The sequence below is a fragment of the Mycobacterium sp. E796 genome, assembly GCF_001672815.1.
GTDB lineage: Bacteria > Actinomycetota > Actinomycetes > Mycobacteriales > Mycobacteriaceae > Mycobacterium.
In genome coordinates this window covers 1-21,329 of the sequence record NZ_LZKK01000059.1, presented here as the reverse complement: position 1 = coordinate 21,329, position 21,329 = coordinate 1, and the positions used below count along the sequence as shown (strand labels likewise).

The window sequence follows — 21,329 nt, the reverse complement described above, 5'->3', positions numbered from 1 at the left end:
GGTGCGCTACTGCCGATGCCGGCTTTGGGGGTGTCAGGTGGCTGGTTGTGCCGGTTGTGCCGGTTGTGCCGGTTGCGCGGTCGTGTTGACGGCGTTGAGCACCTGGATGATGTCCGGCTTCATGGCAACCAACTGCTGGTTCCAGTAGGGCCACGAGTGCGTCCCGTTGGCCGGGAAGTTGAACACCCCGTTGCGTCCGCCCGCGGCCACGTAGTTGTTCTGGAAGGTTTCGTTGGTGCGCAGCGTGAGGCCTTCCAGGAACTTCGCCGGCATGTTGTCGCCGCCGAGGTCGCTGGGGGTGCCGTTACCGCAGTACACCCAGACCCTCGTGTTGTTTGCGACCAGCCGCGGAATCTGGACCATCGGGTCGTTCCGCTTCCACGCCGGGTCGCTGGACGGACCCCACATGCTGTTGGCGTTGTAGCCACCGGAGTCGTTCATCGCCAAACCGATCAGGGTCGGCCACCAGCCCTCGGACGGGTTGAGGAAGCCCGATAGCGAAGCGGCATAGGGGAATTGCTGCGGGTAGTAGGCGGCCATGATCAAGGCCGAACCGCCCGACATCGACAGACCCACCGCGGCGTTGCCGAACGGCGACACCTGCTTGTTGGCCTGCAGCCACCCGGGCATCTCCTGGGTCAGGAACGTCTCCCACTTGTAGGTGTAGTTCTGTCCGTTGCCCGACGACGGCTGGTACCAGTTGCTGTAGAAGCTGGACTGCCCGCCGACGGGCATGATCACCGACAACCCGGACTGGTAGAACTCCTCGAAGGCCGGGGTGTTGATGTCCCAGCCGTTGTAATCGTCCTGTGCCCGAAGGCCGTCGAGCAAGTACACCGCGTGCTGTCCACCGGGCTGGAACTGCACCTTGATGTTGCGGCCCATCGACGGCGATGGCACCTGCAGGTATTCCACCGGAAGTCCCGGCTTGGAGAACGCCCCCGCGGTAGCGGATCCGCCGACGGCGCCGACCAGACCCGACAACAGGGCGGCCCCCACGGCCGCGACGGCCAGTCGGCGCGGCATCCTCGCCGCTGCGCCACGCACCTTCCGCACCTCTTCGATGAACGACATAGCTCCTACCCATCCCAACTTTCATCGTTTGTTCGATGCCGCACGACTACGGTCGAATCTGTTCGCCTGCGCAGTGAAACACAGGGGGAGGGCGTAATTCGTCTGTCACGGCCGCGATCGGAGATCGCGGTTGGCTAACGATTGGGAGTCGGCCGGGAATCGTCACATCCGGGTCACGAATGGCTCACGAAACCGTGCCGGTGGCGCCCCTACGCGACGAGCCGACGCAAAAGCGTTGAAGCCGTGGCGATTCCGATCAGTGCCGCCACCACCAGCACGATGAAGTCGGCCGGGTTGAACGGGGTGCCGATCAACAGCGCCCGCAGCGCGTCCACCTCGTAGCTGAGCGGGTTGACCTTGCTCAGCGCGTGCAACCAAGCGGGCATCACGTCGACGGGGTAGAGCGCATTCGACGCGAAGAACAACGGCATCGTGATGGCCTGACCGATTCCCATCAGCCGGTCGCGGGACAGGACCAGCCCGGCCAGCGTCATCGACAGGCAGGCGAAGAACGCCGCGCCGAGCATCACGACGGCCATCGCCGCCAGGATCCGCAGCGGATTGATGGTCAGGCCGATGTTCATCAGGTACGCCAGCGCCATCACCCCGACCACCTGGGCGACCGAGCGCACTCCGGCCGCGAACGCCTTGCCGGTGATCAGCGCGGACGCGGGCGCGGGCGTCACCATCAGCTTGGCCAGCACGCCGGCGTCGCGGTCCCAAATGATCTGTATGCCATAGAAGATCGAGATGAACAGCGCCGACTGCGCGATTATCCCCGGCGCCAGGAAGGCGAGGTAGGACACCGACCCGGTGTGGATGACGTGCAACTTGGAAAACGTCGTGCCGAAGATCAGCAGCCACAGCGCGGGCTGCACCATCCGGGTGACGAGTTCGGTCCGGTCGTGCTGCAGCTTCTGCAGTTCCACGATCGCGAACGCCCCGACCCGCGCCAGCGTCGCCTGGACCCGTTGCCAGCCGCGCGGGGCGCGAACCAGGGTGGCCGCCGGGACTTTGGGTGCGATGTCAACTGGCACGGCTGGCAACCTTTCTGCTGGAACGGATCTCACGGAAGGAGCCGGACGATTCCGTCTGGCCGGACAGGTCTTCGGCCGCGTAGTGGCGGAACACGTCCTCGAGCGTGGCGCCGGGCGACACGGTGGCCTTCAGCTTCGCGGGCGTGCCCACGGCGCGCAGCCGGCCGCGGTGCATCAGCGCGACCCGATCGCACAGCGCGTCGGCCTCCTCCATGTAGTGGGTGGTGAGCAGCACCGTCATGCCGAACTGGGCCTGCATGCTCCGCACCTGCTGCCAGACACCGTCGCGGGCGATCGGGTCCAGCCCCACCGTCGGCTCGTCGAGCACAAGCAGCGACGGGCGGTTGACCAGCGCCTGCGCCACCTCCAGGCGGCGCACCATGCCGCCGGAGTACGCCCCGGCCCGCCGGTCGGCCACGTCGAGCAGTTCCATGGCGGCTAGCGCCTGTTCCACCCGTTCGGACCGGCAGGCGCGCGGCACCCCGTAGAGGCGCGCGAACCACTGCACGTTCTGCCGCCCGGTCAACGCGGGTTCGACCGAAAGTTGTTGGGGCACATAGCCGATGTTGCTGCGGATGTCGATGGTCTGGCGGCGGGCGTCCATGCCGAAGATGCGCAATTCGCCGCGCTGCACCGGCGTCAACGTGGTGAGCATGCGGACTAGCGTCGTCTTTCCGGCACCGTTGGGTCCCAGCAGGCCCATCGTCTCGCCCGGGCGCACCTGCAACGTCACGTCATCGACCGCGGTGAACTGGCCGTACCGGTAGGTCAGGTTCCGGCCGTCGATGGCCATCGGCAGTCGTTCGCTCATGAGCGCCGTTCCTGGAGTAGTCGGGTCATGGTGTCAAGAACCTCCAATCCCTTTGTCAGGGACTCGATTTGATCGTCATCGAGCTCGCCGAGTACCTCGGCGACCAGTGCCCGGCGCGCGGCCCGAGATGCGTCGACGAGCTGCTGGGTGGGTTCGGCGAGCCGCAGCTGGCCGACGCGGCGGTCCGATTCGCCGACGGTCCGGATCAGCAGTCCGTTGCCGGCCAGCTTGGAGACCAAGGTCGACGCGGTGTTGGGCACCAGGCCGAGCTCCGCCGCGGCGGCGCTGACCGAGATCCCCGGTCGCCGTCCGACCAGCCACAGCAGCTCCGCCTGGGCCTCGGACAGCCGCGCGGAGTCGAGCCCACGGCCGGCCGACCGGCGAAGTTGCCGGCGGAACCTGCCGACGACGCCGAACAGCTCGGCGACCACATCGGACTTCACTGCCCCCATATACCTCTGTTTACGAGCTAAATATGGGTACGAGCTGTGTGGGGGCTAGCTCCCAGCTACTTTTCGAGCGAATGCAGGACCACGTCGGTCAACGTCCCATTGTCGACGCCGGCGGTCATGTAGCTGCAGAACGGTTGCCGGCGACGATCTGTGGGTGAACCCGGATTGAGCAGGCGCAGTCCGGTGTGCGTCGTGGTATCCCACGGGACGTGGCTGTGGCCGAACACCAGCACGTCGCGGTCGGGGTAGAGCCGCGACATCCGCGCGTCCCTGCCGCTCGCGGCACCTGTCTCGTGGACCACGGTCAGGCGCAGCCCGTCGAGCGTGGCGTCGGCACGCTCCGGCAGCCGGGCCCGCAACGCCGGCCCGTCGTTGTTGCCCCAGCACGCGACCAGCCGCGCGGCCTGGGTTTCCAGCGCGTCGAGCAGGTCGGTCGATACCCAGTCGCCGGCATGCACCACCACATCGGCCGCGGCGACCTCGTCCCATACCCGCGCGGGCAGGTCGCGGGCGCGCCGCGGGACGTGGGTGTCGGCAATAAGCAGCAGCCTCACGCCGCCATCTTGCGCTACCGCTAGCGGTCCTGGCTGCGCGCCTCGGCGCCCGTCTCGCCCGCGTCGAACGTGTCGTCGGAACCGGCCGCGCCCACGTACGACCCGTCGTCGCCTTCGGCGGCCCGTGATCGAGCCTCGTGCACTTCGGGCTCGACGTCTTCCTCGGCCCTGTGGCCCTTGTTTTCCGGCATGGGATCCAGGTTTCCCGCGCAGCGGCGCGCGAAACGGCCGCGATCGGCTCCGATAGGGTGCTTGCGGGCATCGACAGCATCCCGAGGAGGACCAATGCGCACCTTCGAATCAGTAGCGGACCTCGCCGCGGCGGCGGGCGAGACGATCGGGCAGAGCGACTGGGTGACCATCACCCAGGAAGACGTCAACCTGTTCGCCGACGCGACCGGCGATCACCAGTGGATCCACGTCGACCCGGAACGGGCGGCGGCCGGTCCGTTCGGCAAGACCATCGCCCACGGTTTCATGACCCTTTCGCTGCTGCCGCGGCTGCAGCACGAGATGTACACCGTGAAAGGGATCAAGCTCGCAATCAACTACGGCCTCAACAAGGTTCGCTTCCCCGCCCCGGTGCCGGTCGGCTCGCGCGTTCGCGCGCAGAGCTCGCTGGTCAGCGTCGACGACCTGGGTGACGGCGCCGTTCAGGCGACGGTGTCGACGACGATCGAGATCGAGGGTGCGCCCAAGCCGGCGTGCGTGGCCGAAAGCATCGTCCGCTACATCTCCTAGTACGGCGAGCAGACGCAAAAGCCCCCATTTCGCGCTGGAATTGGGGGCTTTTGCGTCTGCTCGCGGTTAGAACTCGGCGATCGAGTGTTCCAGACGCTCGGCCAGCCTGGCCTCCGCCTCGGCGCGCCGGGTCGGTATGTGCGCAGACGGGAACGGCGTTGTCACGGGCTGGTATTCGCGCAGCGTCCGCCGGGCGACCGTCATCTTGTGCAGCTCGGTGGCGCCGTCGGCGATGCCCAGCGACTCGGCCGCGACCATCATCTTGACGAACGGCATCTCGTCGGAGACGCCGAGCGCGCCGTGCAGGTGCATGGCCCGTTGCGCGACGTCGTGCAGCACCTGCGGCATGGCGACCTTCACCGCCGCGATGTCGCGGCGCACCTTCTGGTAGTCGTGGTGCTTGTCGATCAACCACGCGGTGCGCAGCACCAGCAGCCGGAACTGCTCGATCTGGATCCAGCTGTCGGCGATCTTCTCCTGGGTCATCTGGAAGTCGGACAGGTGGCCGTGCCGGGTCTTACGTGACACCGCCCGCTCGCACATCATGTCGAATGCCTTGCGCGCCAAGGCGATCGTGCGCATCGCGTGGTGGATGCGGCCACCGCCGAGTCGCGTCTGCGCGATCATGAATGCCTGGCCCTCGCCGCCCAGCACGTGATCGGCCGGCACCCGGACGTCGTTGTAGCGGACGTAGCCGTGCGAGCCGTGTCTTCCCGACTCGCCGCCCACGCCCACGTTACGGATGATCTCGATGCCCGGCGTCTCGCCCGGAACGATGAACAGCGACATCTTGTCGTACGTCCGCGCGTCGGGTTTGGTCACCGCCATCACGATGAAGAACGACGCGTGTTTGGCGTTGCTGGAGAACCACTTCTCGCCGTTGATGACCCAGTCGTCCCCGTCCTGGGTCGCCGTTGTCACGAACATCCCCGGATCCGAACCGCCCTGCGGCTCGGTCATCGAGTAGCACGAGGTGATCTCGCCGTCGAGCAGCGGCTGCAGGTAGCGGGCCTTCTGTTCGTCGGTGCCGAAAAGGGCGAGAATCTCGGCGTTGCCCGAATCGGGTGCCTGGCAGCCGAAGACCGAAGGTGCCCACCGGGAGCGTCCGAGGATCTCGTTGAGCAGCGCCAGCTTGACCTGACCGAAGCCCTGACCGCCCAGCTCGGGCCGCAGATGCGCGGCCCACAGGCCTTGGTCCTTGACCTGCTGCTGCAGCGGCCTCATGATCGCCATCATCTCGGCGTTCTTCTTGTCATACGGGTCGAGCGCGACCAGATCGAGCGGTTCCAGCTCGTCGACCATGAACTTTTCGACCCAGTCCAGCTTCGCCTGGTATTCCGGGTCAGTTTCGAAGTCCCACACCGTGGCCAACCGTTCCCCGGTGCAGCGCCGCACCGGACTCGTTGATAAGCCACCCCATCGTAGATCGCGGCGGAAAGCGATCAGACGTCGCCGCGGCTCTCGATGACGCGCTGCGCAATGGCAACGGGCTTCTGCTGGTTCTAACCCGGGCCGGTTCAGCGCAGCTTGGGCAAGACGTTGCCGCCGTAAAAGTTGATCGCGGCGACGGGGTCCTCCTGGGGGAAGTGCAGAAAGGGGATCACCCCGGCGTCGAGAACCCTTTGTACCGCGCCAATGTGGGCCGCGGCATCGGTGCCGACCGCCCAGTTCGCCAGTACCTTGTCGATGGGATTGGCCTCGGCGGCGCGTTGGATCTCGACGGGGTTCGGTTGGTCGACGGCGCCGGCGGTGAAGCGCCACAGCGTCGCGGCGCGGGCGGCCACGTCGTTGTTGCCGACGACCGCGAAAAGTTCGGCACGCTTACCCAAATTGGCGGCGTCCCGCCCGGAGGCCTGCGCACCCGCGCCGAATGCGGCGAGCAAGGTCGAGTTCGTCACGTCGTGGGCCTGCGTGATCCAGCCGTCGCCGTACTGACCGGCCAGCTTCGCGCTCTTGGGCCCGCCGGCGGCGACGAAGATCGGTGGCGGCGTCGGTGGTGTGTCGTAGAGCTTCAAAGCGTTCGTCTGAAAGTAGCGGCCGGCAAAGGAGATTCGCGAACCGCTCCACAGCTGGCGGATCAGTCCGATCGCCTCGATGAGTCGGTCATGACGCTCGGCGTAATTGCCGAACGCATTTGTGGTGGCCTGTTCGTTGAGCCGTTCGCCGGTGCCCAATCCCAGGAACACTCGTCCCGGGTTGAGGATCGCCAGCGAGGCGAACGCCTGGGCCACCGTGGCGGGGTGATAGCGATAGGTCGGGCAGGTCACCCCGGTGCCGAACGAGATTCGGCTGGTGGCGCTGCCGACCAGGGCCAGGGTCAACCAGGGAAACATCGAGTGGCCCTCGTCGTCCTGCCACGGCTGGATGTGATCGCTGGCCCACACGTACTGAAAGCCGGCTTGCTCGGCGGCCCGGGCCTGCGCGACGAGTTGGTCGGTGCGGAACTGCTCGTGCGAGAGCACCACGCCCACGCCCTTGCCCGCGGCCGGCGGCGGCGCGGTCGGTTTGCCGCGGTCGGACCCGGGCTTCCCGCAGGCCTGCGGCAGTCCGACAGCGCCGAGCGCGCCCACGCCGGCGGCCATCCGCCAGAGCCTTCGCCGCGAGATGCCGGTCACCGGACCGGCATACCCCGCATGCTGCTCGCCACACCCACTAACGTGGCGTTGGTGGCCCCGCACGCGCGCCCGGCGCGCAAAGCCGACATCCGCGAACTGTCACGCACCCTGGCCCGCGCGTTCTACGACGACCCCGTCACCACCTGGATGCTGCCCGACGACGACGCGCGGCCCGCGCAGCTGATCCGGCTGTTCGGGACGCTGACGCGCCGCCATCATCTGGCCGGAGGCGGTGTGGAGGTCGCCTGCGACGGGCCGGGCGTCGGCGCCGCGTCGTTGTGGGATCCGCCGGGTCGGTGGAGGCAGTCGCGCTGGGAAGAGCTGGCGATGCTGCCGAGCTTTATCCGGGTCTTCGGGTCGGATTCGGCGAGGGCGCGCACCGTGCAGGAACTCATGAAGCGGGAACATCCCGAGGAACCGCACTGGTACCTCGCCGTGATCGGGAGCGACCCGGCGGTCCGGGGGCAGGGTTTCGGCCAGGCCCTGATGCGGTCCCGGCTCGACCGCTGCGATGCCGAATATTGCCCGGCGTATCTCGAGTCGAGCAAGCCCGAAAACGTCCCGTACTACGAACGTTTCGGGTTCACCGTTACCCGCGAGATCGAATTGCCCGACGGCGGCCCGACCTTGTGGGCGATGTGGCGGAACCCGCGGTAGAACGGTGCCTAGGAAATCGGCACGTTTGTCGGCCCACTGGCCATGTATTGGTACTGCGGGCAGTAGGCGGTGATGGCCGACGCGGTGAAGGAGGCGCTGTCGGCGTTGGACCAGTTGGTATAACCGGCCACGCCGGCTACGACATCGTTCATCGGTTCACCCGGGTTGGCGGCGAGCTGGTCGCACACGTAAGCCCTGGCCACGAACATCGCGTTGTCGACGCTGCCGTACTGGATGCCGTTGCCATCGAGGGCCTGGAGGAAGGAATCGTCTGCGGCGTCGGCCAGGGCCGGCGCGGCAAGCCCGATTCCGCCGATCACCGCCCCAGCCCCCAAAAAGGCCGCTGCGACCGGAGTTGGACCAAAGAACATGTGCCGCGACTTTCTCGCTCAATGAAGTTGCCCGGAAGATGCAGCGTATTCGCCTGCGGGGTCGGTCACATCGGGAATTGCGAAAGTTTTAATCGCCGGGGCCAGGGGCAACCGACCCATATGGCTATCGACAACGGCGACTTTCCCGAGGAGGGCGGTCCCGGCGACACCCTCAACCCGAGCGAAGGCACCGACTCCGACGAGCTGCGCAACGACGACGGCGACATCGTCGTCGATCCGCCCGAAGGCTGGAGCGAAGCCGACCGGTTCGGGATGACCGCCCGTGAGGAGCGGGAGGGCGAATCCCTCGACCAGCGGCTGGCCGAAGAGGAGCCGGACGTGTTAACCGGCGCGCCCGCGGCGGTCGACGCGGCCGATGACGGCGGCCCCGGGCGCGCACACCGTTCCCAAATCGACGGCACCCCCGAGGACGGCGAATCGCTGTTCGAGGTCGTCGACGAACAGACCGAAATTTAGTGCTCGGTTGTTCACTCCGTTTGACGAAGTGACCGCCGCTAGGGAGCGCTTCGCCAGTCGGCTATGCCGATGGTGATCATCCGCAGCTGCTTGACGGCGAGCCGCCGGATGTCTTCCAGTGCCTCGGTGGTCTGAGCGTCCTCGATCGCCTCGGCGATGACGATCATCGAGTTCACGAACAAGGTCGCCAGGACGTTGAGGTCCTCGGTGCTCCACTCGTTGAGCCTGTTGAAGCGGGCCAGGTCGGTGGCCAGTTCGGAGGTGATCAGCCGCAGCTCGGTGCGGATGGCGTAGCGCAGCACGGTGACCCCGCCCGAGCGTTCCCGGTAGATGAACCGCCAGTGCTCGCGGCGGTCGGTGATGCTGGCGATGACGGTATCGACCGACGACTCGATCACCCGGTTCGGATCCAGTCGGCCGGTCCGCGCACCGCGCAAGGTGTCGCGCAGGGTGCGAAACGACTCGTCGATCAGCACCAGCCCGAGGGCCTCCATCGACTCGAAGTGACGGTAGAAGGCCGCGGGCACGATCCCGACCTCACGGGTCACCTCGCGCAGGCTCAGGCTGGAAAAGCTGCGGTCCTGCAGCAGCTTGAGGGCCGCGGCGATGATGGCGCGGCGCGTGGCCTCCTTGCGCTCCTCGCGCGACGGGTTCTCGCGTGAGCGTTCTCGGCCCGACCGATGCGAACGTGAGCTAGGAGTACGGCTGTTCACTATGTGAACCCTACCACAAACGTGCACAAAACCCTTGACTACCTGCGGTGGGCGGACGCACGGTGTACATATGTTCACTCAGACTTCGACCCGGAACCTCGCGCAAACCCTGCGCAAGCGCGTCCTGGGCTCAGACCTGTTAGACCTCCTCACCGGTCCGCACGGTGTGGACCGCTACACCGAGCTGGTGGCGCCGACCTGGACGCTGGGCGAGGCCCGCGCCAAGGTCGTCGACGTGCGCCGCACCACGCCGCGCAGCGTCACCCTCACGCTCGCTCCCAACGAGGCCTTCGCGTCGACCCACACACTCAAGGCGGGTCAGTACGTCAACCTCGCGGTCGACATCGACGGTCGCCGCCACACCCGCTGCTACTCGCCGGCCAACGCTGAAGGCAGCGCCAACCTCGAGCTGACGATCGGCCACCACGACGGCGGGGTGATGTCGAGCTACCTGTACGAACGGGCCCGCCGCGGCATGGTGGTCGGCCTGGCCGGGACCGGCGGTGACTTTGTCCTGCCCGAGGCGCGCCCGCAGCGGATCCTGTTCGTCTCCGGCGGAAGCGGCATCACGCCGGTGATGGCAATGCTGCGCACGCTGATCGCCGAGCATCATCGGGGCGAGGTCGCGTTCGTGCACTACGCCCGCACCCCCGCGGAGGCGTGCTACCGCGAGGAACTCGCCGCCCACGACGATCGGCCCGGTGTGCGCGTGCTGCACGGCTACACCCGCGCCGGCGCCGGCGACCTCACCGGGCGTTTCGGACCGGAGCACCTGGCCGCCGCGATGCCCGACCCCGATGTGGTGTTCGTCTGCGGGCCAACGGCTTTGGTCGAGGCGGTGCGGGAGCACTGCGACAACGTCTACACCGAGAGCTTCGTGCCGCCCGTCTTCGACGCACCGGCGAACCCGTCGGGCGGGCGAATCACGTTCGCGGACAGCGGGATCGACGTCGTTGACGACGGTCGCTCGCTCCTGGAGCAGGCCGAATCCGCCGGCCTGACGCCGCAGAACGGGTGCCGGATGGGCATCTGCCACACCTGCACGCGGCGCAAGACCGCCGGAACGGTGCGCAACCTGATCACCGGCGCGGTGTCGACCCAACCCGACGAGGACGTGCAGATCTGCGTGTCCGTCCCGGTCGGCGACGTCGACCTATCCCTCTAGCTTCCCAACTTTCACGAGTTGAAAGGAAATGCCATGACACAGAACACGATCACCCTGACACCCGAGCAGGCCGAGGAATTCGGCCGCGAACTCGACGCCATCAAGGAGCGCGTGATGGCGGAACTGGGCGAAGCGGACGCCGACTACATCCGCCGCGTCATCAAGACCCAGCGCGCGCTGGAGGTCGGCGGACGCGCGCTGCTGTTCCTGCCGCCGGCGTGGCCGCTGGGCACCGTGCTGCTGGGCGTGTCGAAAATCCTCGACAACATGGAGATCGGGCACAACATCATGCACGGTCAGTACGACTGGATGCGTGACCCCACGATCTCGGGCCGCACGTTCGAGTGGGACACCGCCTGCCCCGCCGATCAATGGCGGCACTCGCACAACTACATGCACCACACCCACACCAACATCGTGGGGATGGACCGCGACATCGGCTACGGCATCCTGCGGATGAGCGAAGACCAGCGATGGCACCCCTACTACCTCGGCAACCCGGTCTACGCGTTCCTGCTGATGGTGCTGTTCCAGTACGGCGTCGCGCTGCACGAGCTGGAAACCGAGCGCATCCGCTCCGGTGAGATCCGGCTGCGCGACAAACGCGAGGTGCTGCAGGAGATCTGGAAGAAGACCCGGCGCCAGACGCTCAAGGACTACGTCGCGTTCCCGCTGCTCGCCGGGCCCTTCGCGCCGTTCGTCTTCGCGGGCAACCTCTCGGCCAACCTGATGCGCAACGTCTGGTCGTACATGATCATCTTCTGCGGCCACTTCCCGGACGGCACCCAGGAATTCACCGTCGAGGAGACCAAGGACGAATCCCGCGGCATGTGGTACTTCCGTCAGGTCCTGGGATCGGCAAACCTGACCGGGGGCAAGCTCTTTCACCTGCTGTCCGGCAACCTGTCGCACCAGATCGAGCACCACCTGTTCCCGGACATGCCGGCTCGACGGTACGCCGAGATCGCACCCGAGGTGCAGGAAATCTGCCGGCGCTACGGCATCCCCTATAACCGCGGCCCGCTGGTGCGCCAATTCGGCACCGTCGTCCGCAAGATCGTCAAGCTGACCTTTCCGGACTCTTGGGTGCGGAAACCCGGTGGCGACCGCCCCGCCGATCGGCTTCCGGTCGCCGCATAACGTATGAGTCCCGCTTCGGTCCCGGGGCATTGCCTCGGGACCTTTCGGGGGGACAATGAGGTCCGTGGAATGGACCGGCGCACGCTACGCGGACACCCCCACGGTGGAGGCGTCGACGTGGATCGATGCCGACCCGGAGCGGGTCTGGGATCTGGTCTCCGACATCGAGCTGATGCCGACGTTCAGCAACGAGCTGAAGGCCGTGCAGTGGGCCGACGGCTCGGACCGGCCCCGCGTCGGCGCCCGCTTCGTCGGACACAACGAGCACGACGCGTTCGGCCAGTGGAGCACCACCTCGCAGATCGTCGCGTGCGATGCCCCGCGCGTATTCGCCTGGGCCGTCGGCCAACCCGATAATCCGTCCGCGACCTGGCGGTTCCGGTTGACGCCCCGCGACGGCGGCACCCTGCTGAGCTTTTGGATGCAGATGGGGCCCGGGCGGTCCGGACTGTCGGTGGCCATCGATTCGATGCCGGACAAAGAGGAAAAGATCGTCTTCGTGCGCATGCGGGAGTTCGAGGGCGCGATCGGCAAGACGCTCGCCGCGCTCAAGAGGCTCGCCGAGCACGGGGTGCGTTGATGCGCACCGCGACGACGGTCGAATTGTCCCGCGCCGCAGCCGAAGTCGTCGAGTTTGCCGTCGAGGCGGAAAGGCTGGGCCTCGACGTGTGCTGGGTGGCCGAGGCCTGGGGCGCCGACGCGGCCTCGGCGCTGGGCTACCTCGCGGCGCGGACCGAGAGGATGCTGCTCGGTTCGGGCGTCCTGCAGCTCGGCGTCCGGTCGCCCGTCATGGTGGCACAAACCGCGATCACGCTGTCGAACCTGTCGAGCGGGCGGTTCCTGCTCGGGCTGGGGGCCTCGGGTCCCCAGGTGATCGAGGGTCTGCACGGGGTGTCGTTCGGCCGACCACTGGCGCGGATGGCCGAAACTGTCGACGTCGTGCGGCAGGTGTTTGCGGGAGGCAAGATCTCGCACTCCGGCAAGGAGTTTCAGATTCCCCGGCCCGGCGGCGAGGGGGTGCCGATGCGACTGTCAACCCGGGCCGAGCACAACATTCCGATCTACCTGGCGGCGCTGTCACCGGCGATGCTGCGGCTGACCGGGCGCATCGCCGACGGATGGCTGGGCACCAGCTTCGTTCCGGAGGGCGCTGACGACGCGTACTTCTCCCACCTCGACGAGGGGCTGGCGGCCGCGGGCCGCACTCGCGCCGACATCGACATCTGCCAGGGGGCCGAGGTCGCCTTCGCCGCCGACGAGGACGAGCTGCGCGAGATGGTCGCGGGCCGCAAGAAGGATCTCGCCTTCAGCCTCGGCGGCATGGGGTCGTCGAGCACGAATTTCTACAACCAGGCCTACAGCCGGCAAGGCTGGGCCGACGTCGCGGACGAGGTTCGGGAGCGGTGGCAGCGGGGCGACCGCGACGGCGCCGCCGGGTTGGTGACCGATGAGATGGTGCTGGCCACCACGCTGATCGGAACCGAGGAGATGGTCCGGGCGCGTCTCGCGGTCTGGCGCGACGCCGGCGTCGACACCGTGCGGTTGTATCCCGCCGGGGAAACGCTAGAGGCGAAGCTCGGCACTCTGGGACGGGCTATCGAGCTGGTCCGCGAGGTCGGCTGATATCTCGACCGTGGCGGGTATGGACGAATTCGAGGCGGTTTTCGTACTTAGCCACACACTCGGCGGCCGGCAACCTAGTACGGCTGCGTCGGCGCCTCGGCTGCTTTCACGAGTTTCACCTCGGGCCGCGCCGGCACCCCGTCGGCCAGGAACCACCGGAACGCGAGGTTGCCGCGCGGATAGTCCAGCGTGGTCAGCGAATTCGGGTGGGTGGTCATGCCGCGGGACAACACGATCGTCACCGAGCCATCGCCGTTGAGCGCGGCGCTACTGCCGTTGATGGAACACCTCGCATCGTCCGCGCCATAGGTGGCCATGAACTGGTTCCACACCACCATGTTCCAGAACCGGCACGCCGGCGGTCGGTGGGTGATGATCAGCGCCTCGTCGTCGTCGAGCACGAAACTCCCGTAGGAATAGCACGCGTCACGCGCCGACCAACCGAAGTTGGCGTCGGGCACCTGATAGGGCTCGGCGAATTCGTTTGCCGCATGCGCGGTCTCGTGCCCGAGCGCGTGCTCTTTGTCCGCTCGAGTGCCGACGGCCAGCGGCACGATGGCGAACATGGTGCGCAGCCAGGTGGCCGCGGCTCGCAGGCTCGTCGCGGTCTCGGCGTCGCCGTGCCGGATCGGGTCCGGCTCGTCGAGCGCCTCGATGTTCCACACGACCGGGCGCCCGGTCAGTGGGTCGGCCTGGTAGTCGCGGGTCATCAGCACGGCCGCGTCCGGCGTCGGGGGGAATTCGAAGCTGAAGTTGCCGTCGGCGTCGACATCGAGGTCGCTGTCGCGGACGATCGCGACGACCCGGTCCGACCACGCACCGGGCGTGGGTTCGTTGTAGGCCGTCACCGAAAAGTACACGCTGTCACCGCGATTGCCGCTGATGCGGTAGCGCCGCTTCGGGTCGACCGGGCAGAAAAAGTAGTAGGCGTCGGTGTTGTCGCCGCCCCACCGGCGATCGCGCCGAAACGGCGTGTTCACCGCGACGAACTGAGGGCGCCCGGGCTCGGGGAACAGGTAGGCGTCGAAGGCCACCCCGAGTGTGGCGGCAAGCATGCGGTAGCCGTCGGCGACGTGGCGATCGTCGGTGACGGCGCGGTCGCCCTCGAGGAAGGAGCGGTCGAGGGCGCCCAGGGTGGCGAGCAGTTCCTGCCACGCGGCCGTCGAGTCGTGCGTCATGTGCTGATTCCCTTCAGTAGCAGCGTGGTGGTGCGGTCGACCCACGCGTCGTCGAGTTCTTTGGCGCGCGTGAGCAGGGCGACCAGGGTCAGGCCCGCGACAGCCTCGGCGAGTTCGGCGGCGCTGACGTCGGCCCGCACCTCGCCGCGCGCGGCCGCGGCCTGCAACCACTCGGCCAGGCCACCGGCGATGACGTCGGCGAACCGCTCCAGCAGCGCCGAATGCAGGGTCGGGTCGGCGGCCATCTCGCCGACCAGCCCCGGCAGTGCCGCGCGGGCTGCCGGCGTCGTCAGGAAAGCCATTGCGCGGCGAACCATTTCGCGCAGGTCGTCGGGCGGCGATCCGGTGTCGGGAACCGCGGTCGCGGCGCCGATCGGGAACACCGCCTCGTGCACGAGGTGCGCCTTGCTCGGCCAGCGCCGGTAGATCGCGGGCTTGCTGGTGCCGGCCCGCTTGGCGATGGCCGAGACCAACAGGCCCGAGTAACCGGTTTCCGCGAGAAGTTCGACGGTCGCGCGCAGTACCGCGGCGTCGATACGCGGGTCACGGGGTCGGCCAAAGTCTATCGTCATTACGAAACTCAGAGTAACATAAGTCGCCGTGACCGAAGCCGTTCGCTCAGTTCCCCTCGACGACCTGGCCCTGCCCCGATTCGGTGCCGAAGGCCAGCAGATTCTCGACATGATGGCCACGATGGCCCCGGACTGTCCGCTTGATGCCGATGCCCTGCACTTGCACGCCAGCGCCGACACCGGCCTGGACGATTTCGGCGCGGACGACTACCGAGAACGACTCGACGTCTACCTCGCCGACCTGCGGGCCATCGACGGGCTGCATGCGGCCGGGGTGGTCAACTTTTTCGCGCAGTTGGTGCAGCTGCTGAAGAACCGGCTGTTGTTCACCGACCTGCTGCGCCGGCATCCCGAGATCGACGACATCGAACTGCAACCGCCGGTCGTGATCGCCGGCCTGCCCCGCACCGGCACCACCCACCTGCACAACCTGCTCGCCGCGGCGCCCACCTTTCGCACCATGCCGTATTGGGAGAGCGTCGAGCCGTTTCCTTTGCCGTCTGAGGCGGGAATCGAGCCCGATCCACGGCGCACCCGCATGGACGTCGGGGTCTCGGTCATCAACACGGTGATGCCTTATTTCCCGCTGATGCACGAGATGACCACAGACCACGTGCACGAGGAAATCCAATTGCTGGCCAACGACTTCTCGACGATGCTCTTCGAGACCCTCGCCGAGGCGCCGCGCTGGCGCGCCTACTACCAGGCGCACGATCAGACACCCCACTACGAGTATTTGGCCAGGCAGCTCAAGGCCATGCAGTTCCTGCGCGGCGGGCGGCGCTGGCTGCTCAAGTCGCCGCAGCATCTCGAGCAGGTGCCGGTGCTGGACCGGGTTTTTCCGGGCAGCATCGTGGTGTTCACCCATCGCGATCCGGTCCCGGTGGCGTTGTCGATGATCGCGATGATCACCTACTCCGCGCGCATGCACCGCTCGCCCGTGCCGGTGGGGCAGATCGCCGAGCAGTGGGTCGACCGCCTGGATCACATGCTTAGCGCGCTGGTCCACGACCGCGACACGATCGGCCCCGAACGCTCGGTCGACATCCGCTTCGACGACTTCATGGCCGACGAGCTCGGTGTGGCGGAGCGGGTCTACGGGCTGGCCGGCGAACCGTTCACCGACCAGGCGCGCGCGGCGGTCGCCGGCTACCTGGCGGGGCATCAGCGCGGCCGGTTGGGCAACGTCGAGACGTCGTACGAGATGTTCGGGTTAACGGAGGACGCCCTGCGGGAGCGCTTCGCGCCATACGTCGACCGGTTCCTCTGCTGAGGCGGCGGTCGGCTACGTTTTCAATTCATGGTCGCTATGCCCGCGCTGAACGGTGTCGAACACAGGTACGTGGAACTCGGCGACGGGGTGACGATCCACGTCGCCGACGCGGGCCCCGCAACCGGGCCGGCAGTGATGCTGGTGCACGGCTTCCCCCAAAACTGGTGGGAATGGCATGAATTGATTCCTCCGCTCGCCGCCGACGGCTACCGGGTGTTGTGTCCCGACCTGCGCGGCGCGGGCTGGAGCTCGGCGCCCCGCTCGGACTACCGCAAGAACGACATGGCCGACGACCTCGCAGCGGTGCTGGACCGCCTGGGGGTCGCCACGGTCACGCTCGCCGCCCACGACTGGGGTGGCCCGATCGCGTTCATCATGATGCTGCGCCATCCGGAGAAGGTCACCGGGTACCTCGGCATGAACACCGCTGCGCCGTACCTGAAGCGCGACCTTACGATGCTCCGCAACATCTGGCGGTTCTGGTACCAGGTCCCGATCATGCTGCCGGTAATCGGTCCGCGTTTGATCGGCGATCCCAAGGCGAGGTTCTACCGGCTGCTGGCGTCCTGGGTCGGCGGAGGCTACCTCGTGCCCGAGGAAGACGTCCGCTTCTACATCGAGTGCATGCGCCAACCGGGGCACGCGGTGGCCGGTTCGAAGTGGTATCGCACTTTTCAGACGAAGGAGCTGCTGGGCTGGATGCGCGGCGAATACGACGACGCCCGCGTCGACGTGCCGGTCCGCTGGCTGTGTGGAACGAAAGACCCGGTGCTCACACCGGACCTGGTGGACGGATACGGCGACCGGATAAGCGATTTCAAGGTCGAACTGGTCGACGGCGTCGGCCACTGGATCGTCGAGCAGCGACCCGAGCTGGTGCTTGACCGGCTGCGCGCGTTCCTTCGCGGCGAAAGTTAAACTGCTGCGGCGCTATTCGACGCCGATGGTGACTTCGGTGGACTTGATGAACACGGTCGCGGGCTGACCGACCGTCAGGCCGAGGTCGACCGCCGCGTCCTTGGTGACCGAGGACGTGACGATCTGATCGCCGCCGTCGAGCTTGACCTTCACGATTGCCATCACGGCGCCGAGATCGACCTCGGTGATGGTTCCTTTGAGTTGGTTCCGGGTCGATAGCCGCATCGCATCCTCCGTCTGTGGGTTCTGCGAAGAGCCTAGGCACGCGGCCCGAGCAGGGCTATCGACGCGTCCACTGCCGGTTCGACGATCCCGCGCACCGGTTTGCCGTCCTCGACGGCCAGCGCGGTGAGCTCGCGCAGGCCGCCCAACAGGATCACGGCCAGCGGCGCGGTCAGCGGCGGCAGCTCCGCGCGCCGGAATCCCGGGCTGGCGCTGAGGTCGATCAGCAGGTTGGACAGCAATTGCACCCCGCGGCGCTGGACCGGGCGGGCGACGGCGCCCAGCGACGGGAGCTCACGAATCAAGCTCAAGGTGATGGCCGGGCGGGCCTCCATGTGCTCGACATAGGCCTCGACGGCCTGGCGAATCTGCAGGTGCCAGTCGGCCTCCGGGTCGACGGCCTCGGCGATGTTCTCGCCGAGCGTTTCGATGTCGGCCCGCAGCAGCTCCAGGAAGCACTCTTCCTTGCTCGCGAACTGGTCGTAAAAGGTGCGCTTGGACGTGCGGGCGTGGCGGACGATGTCGGCGACGGTGCTGGCGCGGTAGCCGCGCTCGCCGATCGAGGCGGCGAGGCCGTCGAGCAGCCGGCGCCGAAACGGATCCGATTCCGGGTCGGCCAGGACCGCGTCGTCAACCGCCGATGTCACGGACGCCCCCTTCGGCGAGTTCGCCACCTTGTCAGGCTTGGTACCACAGAGTACCGTATCCGGAAAGGCTTTGGTACACCGCGGTACCGCCCCCGGATCTCGGGGCAGATATGGGGAGCAGCAAGGCAATGAGCGACGTCGTCATCGCCCCGTCGGGGGCTCCCGCCGTCAGAATGCCGCCGACGGCCCGAATCCCAAAGCCGCTGTCCGGCATCGGCTTCGCGATCTCGCGGCGCGGGATGATCAAGCGGTTGGCGCGCCGCTACGGCAACGTCTTCACCCTTACCATCCCGATTTTCGGTCGCGCCGTGATCGTGTGTGACCCGCAGTTGGCGAAGCAGGTGTTCACCACCAGTCCCGAGGAGCTCGGCAACATTCAGCCCAACCTGAGCCGGATGTTCGGCTCGGGTTCGGTTTTCGCGTTGGACCGCGATGAGCACCGGCAGCGGCGACGGCTGTTGGCACCGCCGTTCCACGGCAAGAGCATGAAGAATTACGAGGCCATCATCGAAGAGGAGACCCTGCGCGAGACGGCCAATTGGCCGGAGGGCCAGCCCTTCCCGACGCTCCCCTCGATGATGCGCATCACGCTCAACGCCATCCTGCGGGCGGTCTTCGGGGCCGACGGCGCCGAGCTGGACGAGCTGCGCCGTCTCATCCCGCCGTGGGTCACCCTGGGCTCGCGTCTGGCCGTATTGCCGAAACCCGAACGGACATATGGCCGGTTCAGCCCGTGGGGCCGGCTGGACTGGTGGCGGCGCCAATACGACGTCATCATCGACAAGCTCATCGCCGACGAGCGGGCCGATCCGAACTTCGCCGAACGCACCGACGTGCTCGCGCTCATGCTGCGCAGCACCTACGACGACGGCTCCCCCATGTCGCACAAGGACATTGGTGACGAATTGCTCGCGCTCCTGGCCGCCGGGCACGAAACCACAGCGGCCACGCTGGCGTGGGCGTTCGAGCGGGTGACCCGCCACCCCGACGTGCTGGCCGCCCTAGTGGAGGAAGCCGACAACGGCGGAGACGAGCTTCGTCAGGCGACGATCCTGGAGGTCCAGCGGGCCCGGACGGTCATCCTTTTCTGCGCCCGCCGCGTGTTTCCGCCAACCTTCCAGCTCGGCGAATGGGTTCTTCCCCAAGGGGATTCGATAATCGTGAGCATCTCGCAGATCCACGAAGATCCCGATGTCTATCCCGAGCCGGAGCGCTTCGACCCGCAGCGCTACATCGGGGGCAAGCCGTCCACGTTCGCGTGGATCCCGTTCGGTGGGGGCACCCGCCGCTGCGTGGGGGCGGCGTTCGCCAACATGGAGATGGACGTAGTGTTACGAACGGTGCTGCGCGACTTCACGATCGAGACCACAACGGCTCCGGGGGAGCGTTGGCACTCCCGCGGTGTCGCCTATACCCCCAAGAACGGCGGGCGCATCGTGGTCCACCGGCGGCGAACCGCAGCGGACTGAATCAGCTGCCGGCGGCGGCGCGGCGTGGCAGCTTCCAGCCGGGACGCACGAAGTGGCAGGTGTACCCGTTGGGGTAGTGCTCCAGGTAGTCCTGATGCTCGGGCTCAGCTTCCCAGAAATCGCCCGCGGGGCTGACCTCGGTCACGACCTTGCCCGGCCACAGGCCCGACGCCTCGACGTCTGCGATGGTGTCCAGCGCGATCCGCTTTTGCTCGTCGTCGAGGTAGAAGATGGCCGAGCGGTAGCTGGTCCCTACGTCGTTGCCCTGGCGGTTCTTCGTCGTCGGATCGTGGATCTGGAAGAAGAACTCCAGCAGCGCGCGGTAATCGGTGACCGCCGGGTCGTAGACGATTTCGATGGCCTCGGCATGCGTGCCGTGATTGCGATAAGTCGCGTTGCGGACGTCGCCGCCGGTGTAGCCGACCCGGGTCGAGATCACGCCGGGTTGCTTGCGGATCAGGTCCTGCATGCCCCAGAAGCAGCCGCCGGCGAGAATCGCCTTTTGAGGATCTGTCATCGCTTGCCCCTTCTTGTCGTCTCGCTACCCGAACCCGAAGCGATCTTCCAATTATTCCGCATAACCGCCGCCGCCGGTGGCCCGTGCTGCCCCGCCGCGCGTGAAACTGCTGCCGAAAACTAAGGGCAAGAAATTCGCAACCACTTCACGCTCGGCAAGGCTCTCGATCGCCGCGGGCGCACGCTGCTCGACAACGTCAATAGAACGTGTTCTAGTTTTGGCATGACTACCGCCACGTTCTCGCACAGCGAACTCGCCGCCGCCTTCGAGAAATTCGAGGAAACGGTCGCCCGGGCCGCCGAAACCCGGGACTGGGACGCCTGGGTAGAGCAGTACACGCCGGACGTCGAGTACATCGAGCACGCGGCGGGAACCATGCACGGTCGCGACGAGGTGCGCGAGTGGATCAAGCAAACGATGACCACCTTCCCCGGCAGCCACATGGTCGCGTTCCCCACGCTGTGGTCGGTCATCGACGCGCCCACCGGGCGGGTCATCCTCGAACTGGACAACCCGATGCGCGACCCCGGCGACGGCAGCGTCATCAGCGCCACCAACATCACGATCATCACGTATGCCGGCGACGGCCTGTGGAGTCGTGAAGAAGACATCTACAACCCGCTGCGTTTCCTGCGGGCGGGGCTGAAGTGGTGCCGCAAGGCGCAGCAGCTGGGCACCCTCGACGACGACGCCGCGCGTTGGATGGAACAGAACGGTGGGCAACAGTGAGCGCGAAACCCAAGCTCGTCATCGGCGCCAACGGCTTTCTGGGTTCGCATGTGACCCGCCAACTCGTCGCCGCCGGCGCCGACGTGCGGGTCATGGTGCGCCCGAAAGCCAACACCCGCAGCATCGACGACCTGCAGGTCACCCGGTTTCAGGGCGACGTCGAGAACGTTGCGCAGGCCGTCCACGTTGGTGCGGAACAACGGCGACGGGTCACGCAGCCAGGCGCGCGTGTCGACGACGCAGTAGTAGACGTCGTCGACGCCGTCCATCGCCTCGCGCACCGTGTCGGTGTCGAACACGTCGCCCTGAAACCGGGTGACCTGCAGGTCGTCGATGCTGCGGGTGTTGGCTTTCGGGCGCACCATGACCCGCAC

26 protein-coding genes and 2 pseudogenes are annotated in these 21,329 nt (G+C 67.1%); 12 read left to right on the top strand and 16 right to left on the bottom strand.

Features of this window, described 5'->3' with window-relative positions; translation table 11 throughout:
• Positions 1 to 33 precede the first annotated feature (33 nt).
• The 6 genes from ag85C to A5706_RS33435 form a co-directional block, all read right to left on the bottom strand.
• Positions 34 to 1,074, bottom strand: coding sequence for a diacylglycerol acyltransferase/mycolyltransferase Ag85C (gene ag85C / locus A5706_RS05550; protein WP_068127934.1), 1,041 nt, complete (start codon positions 1,072 to 1,074; stop codon positions 34 to 36).
• A gap of 209 nt (positions 1,075 to 1,283) precedes the next feature.
• Entirely contained in the window at positions 1,284 to 2,111 is an 828-nt protein-coding gene (locus tag A5706_RS05545) for an ABC transporter permease (RefSeq protein WP_068127931.1), read from the bottom strand.
• Positions 2,101 to 2,922, bottom strand: a complete 822-nt coding sequence (locus A5706_RS05540) for an ATP-binding cassette domain-containing protein (protein WP_068127929.1) — start codon at positions 2,920 to 2,922, stop codon at positions 2,101 to 2,103. Before A5706_RS05540 ends, A5706_RS05545 begins: the two co-directional genes overlap by 11 nt.
• A complete protein-coding gene (locus A5706_RS05535) occupies positions 2,919 to 3,374 on the bottom strand; it encodes a MarR family winged helix-turn-helix transcriptional regulator (protein WP_068127926.1) in 456 nt (151 codons plus the stop codon). Before A5706_RS05535 ends, A5706_RS05540 begins: the two co-directional genes overlap by 4 nt.
• Before the next feature lie 56 nt (positions 3,375 to 3,430).
• A complete protein-coding gene (locus A5706_RS05530) occupies positions 3,431 to 3,928 on the bottom strand; it encodes a metallophosphoesterase (RefSeq protein WP_068127924.1) in 498 nt (165 codons plus the stop codon).
• A 20-nt stretch (positions 3,929 to 3,948) separates the two neighbouring features.
• Positions 3,949 to 4,119, bottom strand: a complete 171-nt coding sequence (locus A5706_RS33435) for a hypothetical protein (RefSeq protein WP_197517751.1) — start codon at positions 4,117 to 4,119, stop codon at positions 3,949 to 3,951.
• 94 nt (positions 4,120 to 4,213) lie between these two features.
• Between A5706_RS33435 and A5706_RS05525 the strand changes: the two genes are divergently transcribed.
• On the top strand, positions 4,214 to 4,669 hold the full coding sequence (locus tag A5706_RS05525; RefSeq protein WP_068127921.1) for a MaoC family dehydratase: 456 nt from the start codon (positions 4,214 to 4,216) through the stop codon (positions 4,667 to 4,669).
• Positions 4,670 to 4,735: 66 nt separating this feature from the next.
• Here A5706_RS05525 and A5706_RS05520 read toward each other — a convergent pair whose 3' ends face one another.
• Positions 4,736 to 6,031 (bottom strand): acyl-CoA dehydrogenase family protein, encoded by a 1,296-nt coding sequence (locus tag A5706_RS05520; RefSeq protein WP_068127992.1) that lies wholly within the window; start codon positions 6,029 to 6,031, stop codon positions 4,736 to 4,738.
• A gap of 155 nt (positions 6,032 to 6,186) precedes the next feature.
• The gene (locus tag A5706_RS05515) at positions 6,187 to 7,284 is read right to left on the bottom strand and encodes a F420-dependent hydroxymycolic acid dehydrogenase (RefSeq protein WP_068127918.1); all 1,098 of its coding nucleotides are present in this window, start codon (positions 7,282 to 7,284) and stop codon (positions 6,187 to 6,189) included.
• A 51-nt stretch (positions 7,285 to 7,335) separates the two neighbouring features.
• Between A5706_RS05515 and A5706_RS05510 the strand changes: the two genes are divergently transcribed.
• Positions 7,336 to 7,941, top strand: coding sequence for a GNAT family N-acetyltransferase (locus tag A5706_RS05510; protein WP_068127989.1), 606 nt, complete (start codon positions 7,336 to 7,338; stop codon positions 7,939 to 7,941).
• Between the two features lie 8 nt (positions 7,942 to 7,949).
• On the opposite strand, the gene A5706_RS05505 is transcribed toward A5706_RS05510, so the two are convergent.
• A complete protein-coding gene (locus A5706_RS05505; protein ID WP_068127913.1) occupies positions 7,950 to 8,312 on the bottom strand; it encodes a DUF732 domain-containing protein in 363 nt (120 codons plus the stop codon).
• A 120-nt stretch (positions 8,313 to 8,432) separates the two neighbouring features.
• Here A5706_RS05505 and A5706_RS05500 point away from each other — a divergent pair, with 120 nt between their 5' ends.
• Positions 8,433 to 8,789, top strand: a complete 357-nt coding sequence (locus tag A5706_RS05500; RefSeq protein ID WP_068127910.1) for a hypothetical protein — start codon at positions 8,433 to 8,435, stop codon at positions 8,787 to 8,789.
• Between the two features lie 38 nt (positions 8,790 to 8,827).
• On the opposite strand, the gene A5706_RS05495 is transcribed toward A5706_RS05500, so the two are convergent.
• Positions 8,828 to 9,502 carry a TetR family transcriptional regulator gene (locus A5706_RS05495; protein WP_068127908.1) on the bottom strand — a complete coding sequence of 225 codons (675 nt, stop codon included), beginning with the start codon at positions 9,500 to 9,502 and terminating at the stop codon, positions 8,828 to 8,830.
• Between the two features lie 70 nt (positions 9,503 to 9,572).
• Here A5706_RS05495 and A5706_RS05490 point away from each other — a divergent pair, with 70 nt between their 5' ends.
• From A5706_RS05490 to A5706_RS05475, 4 genes are read left to right on the top strand one after another with little or no spacing between them, the layout of a single operon-like run.
• Positions 9,573 to 10,667 carry a ferredoxin reductase gene (locus A5706_RS05490; protein WP_068127906.1) on the top strand — a complete coding sequence of 365 codons (1,095 nt, stop codon included), beginning with the start codon at positions 9,573 to 9,575 and terminating at the stop codon, positions 10,665 to 10,667.
• Between the two features lie 33 nt (positions 10,668 to 10,700).
• Positions 10,701 to 11,807 carry an acyl-CoA desaturase gene (locus A5706_RS05485; protein ID WP_068127905.1) on the top strand — a complete coding sequence of 369 codons (1,107 nt, stop codon included), beginning with the start codon at positions 10,701 to 10,703 and terminating at the stop codon, positions 11,805 to 11,807.
• A 55-nt stretch (positions 11,808 to 11,862) separates the two neighbouring features.
• Positions 11,863 to 12,387: an SRPBCC family protein gene (locus A5706_RS05480; RefSeq protein ID WP_197517750.1), complete on the top strand. Its 525-nt coding sequence runs from the start codon at positions 11,863 to 11,865 to the stop codon at positions 12,385 to 12,387.
• Positions 12,387 to 13,430, top strand: coding sequence for an LLM class flavin-dependent oxidoreductase (locus tag A5706_RS05475; RefSeq protein WP_068127900.1), 1,044 nt, complete (start codon positions 12,387 to 12,389; stop codon positions 13,428 to 13,430). Before A5706_RS05480 ends, A5706_RS05475 begins: the two co-directional genes overlap by 1 nt.
• A 74-nt stretch (positions 13,431 to 13,504) precedes the next feature.
• On the opposite strand, the gene A5706_RS05470 is transcribed toward A5706_RS05475, so the two are convergent.
• Together A5706_RS05470 and A5706_RS05465 are read right to left on the bottom strand one after the other, a co-directional pair.
• The gene (locus A5706_RS05470; protein WP_068127897.1) at positions 13,505 to 14,608 is read right to left on the bottom strand and encodes a DUF1214 domain-containing protein; all 1,104 of its coding nucleotides are present in this window, start codon (positions 14,606 to 14,608) and stop codon (positions 13,505 to 13,507) included.
• A complete protein-coding gene (locus tag A5706_RS05465) occupies positions 14,605 to 15,180 on the bottom strand; it encodes a TetR/AcrR family transcriptional regulator (protein ID WP_068127894.1) in 576 nt (191 codons plus the stop codon). Before A5706_RS05465 ends, A5706_RS05470 begins: the two co-directional genes overlap by 4 nt.
• Before the next feature lie 28 nt (positions 15,181 to 15,208).
• Here A5706_RS05465 and A5706_RS05460 point away from each other — a divergent pair, with 28 nt between their 5' ends.
• Positions 15,209 to 16,453 carry a sulfotransferase gene (locus A5706_RS05460; RefSeq protein ID WP_068127893.1) on the top strand — a complete coding sequence of 415 codons (1,245 nt, stop codon included), beginning with the start codon at positions 15,209 to 15,211 and terminating at the stop codon, positions 16,451 to 16,453.
• Positions 16,454 to 16,480: 27 nt separating this feature from the next.
• The gene (locus A5706_RS05455) at positions 16,481 to 17,371 is read left to right on the top strand and encodes an alpha/beta fold hydrolase (RefSeq protein WP_068127888.1); all 891 of its coding nucleotides are present in this window, start codon (positions 16,481 to 16,483) and stop codon (positions 17,369 to 17,371) included.
• Positions 17,372 to 17,383: 12 nt separating this feature from the next.
• Here the strand turns inward: A5706_RS05455 and A5706_RS05450 are convergent, their stop codons facing one another.
• Positions 17,384 to 17,596, bottom strand: a complete 213-nt coding sequence (locus A5706_RS05450) for a molybdopterin-binding protein (protein WP_068127885.1) — start codon at positions 17,594 to 17,596, stop codon at positions 17,384 to 17,386.
• Between the two features lie 32 nt (positions 17,597 to 17,628).
• Complete coding sequence (locus tag A5706_RS05445) at positions 17,629 to 18,213, bottom strand: TetR/AcrR family transcriptional regulator (protein ID WP_369831804.1); 585 nt, start codon at positions 18,211 to 18,213, stop codon at positions 17,629 to 17,631.
• Between the two features lie 155 nt (positions 18,214 to 18,368).
• Here A5706_RS05445 and A5706_RS05440 point away from each other — a divergent pair, with 155 nt between their 5' ends.
• Positions 18,369 to 19,709: a cytochrome P450 gene (locus A5706_RS05440; RefSeq protein WP_068127882.1), complete on the top strand. Its 1,341-nt coding sequence runs from the start codon at positions 18,369 to 18,371 to the stop codon at positions 19,707 to 19,709.
• A 1-nt stretch (position 19,710) separates the two neighbouring features.
• Here the strand turns inward: A5706_RS05440 and msrA are convergent, their stop codons facing one another.
• Entirely contained in the window at positions 19,711 to 20,226 is a 516-nt protein-coding gene (gene msrA, locus A5706_RS05435; protein ID WP_068127879.1) for a peptide-methionine (S)-S-oxide reductase MsrA, read from the bottom strand.
• Between the two features lie 222 nt (positions 20,227 to 20,448).
• On the opposite strand from msrA, the gene A5706_RS05430 reads away from it, so the two are divergent.
• Entirely contained in the window at positions 20,449 to 20,955 is a 507-nt protein-coding gene (locus A5706_RS05430) for a nuclear transport factor 2 family protein (RefSeq protein WP_068127873.1), read from the top strand.
• Positions 20,874 to 21,194: pseudogene (locus A5706_RS35155) on the top strand (NAD(P)H-binding protein); the annotation flags it as partial. The gene A5706_RS05430 and the pseudogene A5706_RS35155, both read left to right, overlap by 82 nt.
• Here A5706_RS35155 and A5706_RS35150 read toward each other — a convergent pair.
• A pseudogene (locus tag A5706_RS35150) lies at positions 21,090 to 21,329 on the bottom strand (NAD(P)H-binding protein); the annotation flags it as partial. The pseudogenes A5706_RS35155 and A5706_RS35150 overlap by 105 nt on opposite strands.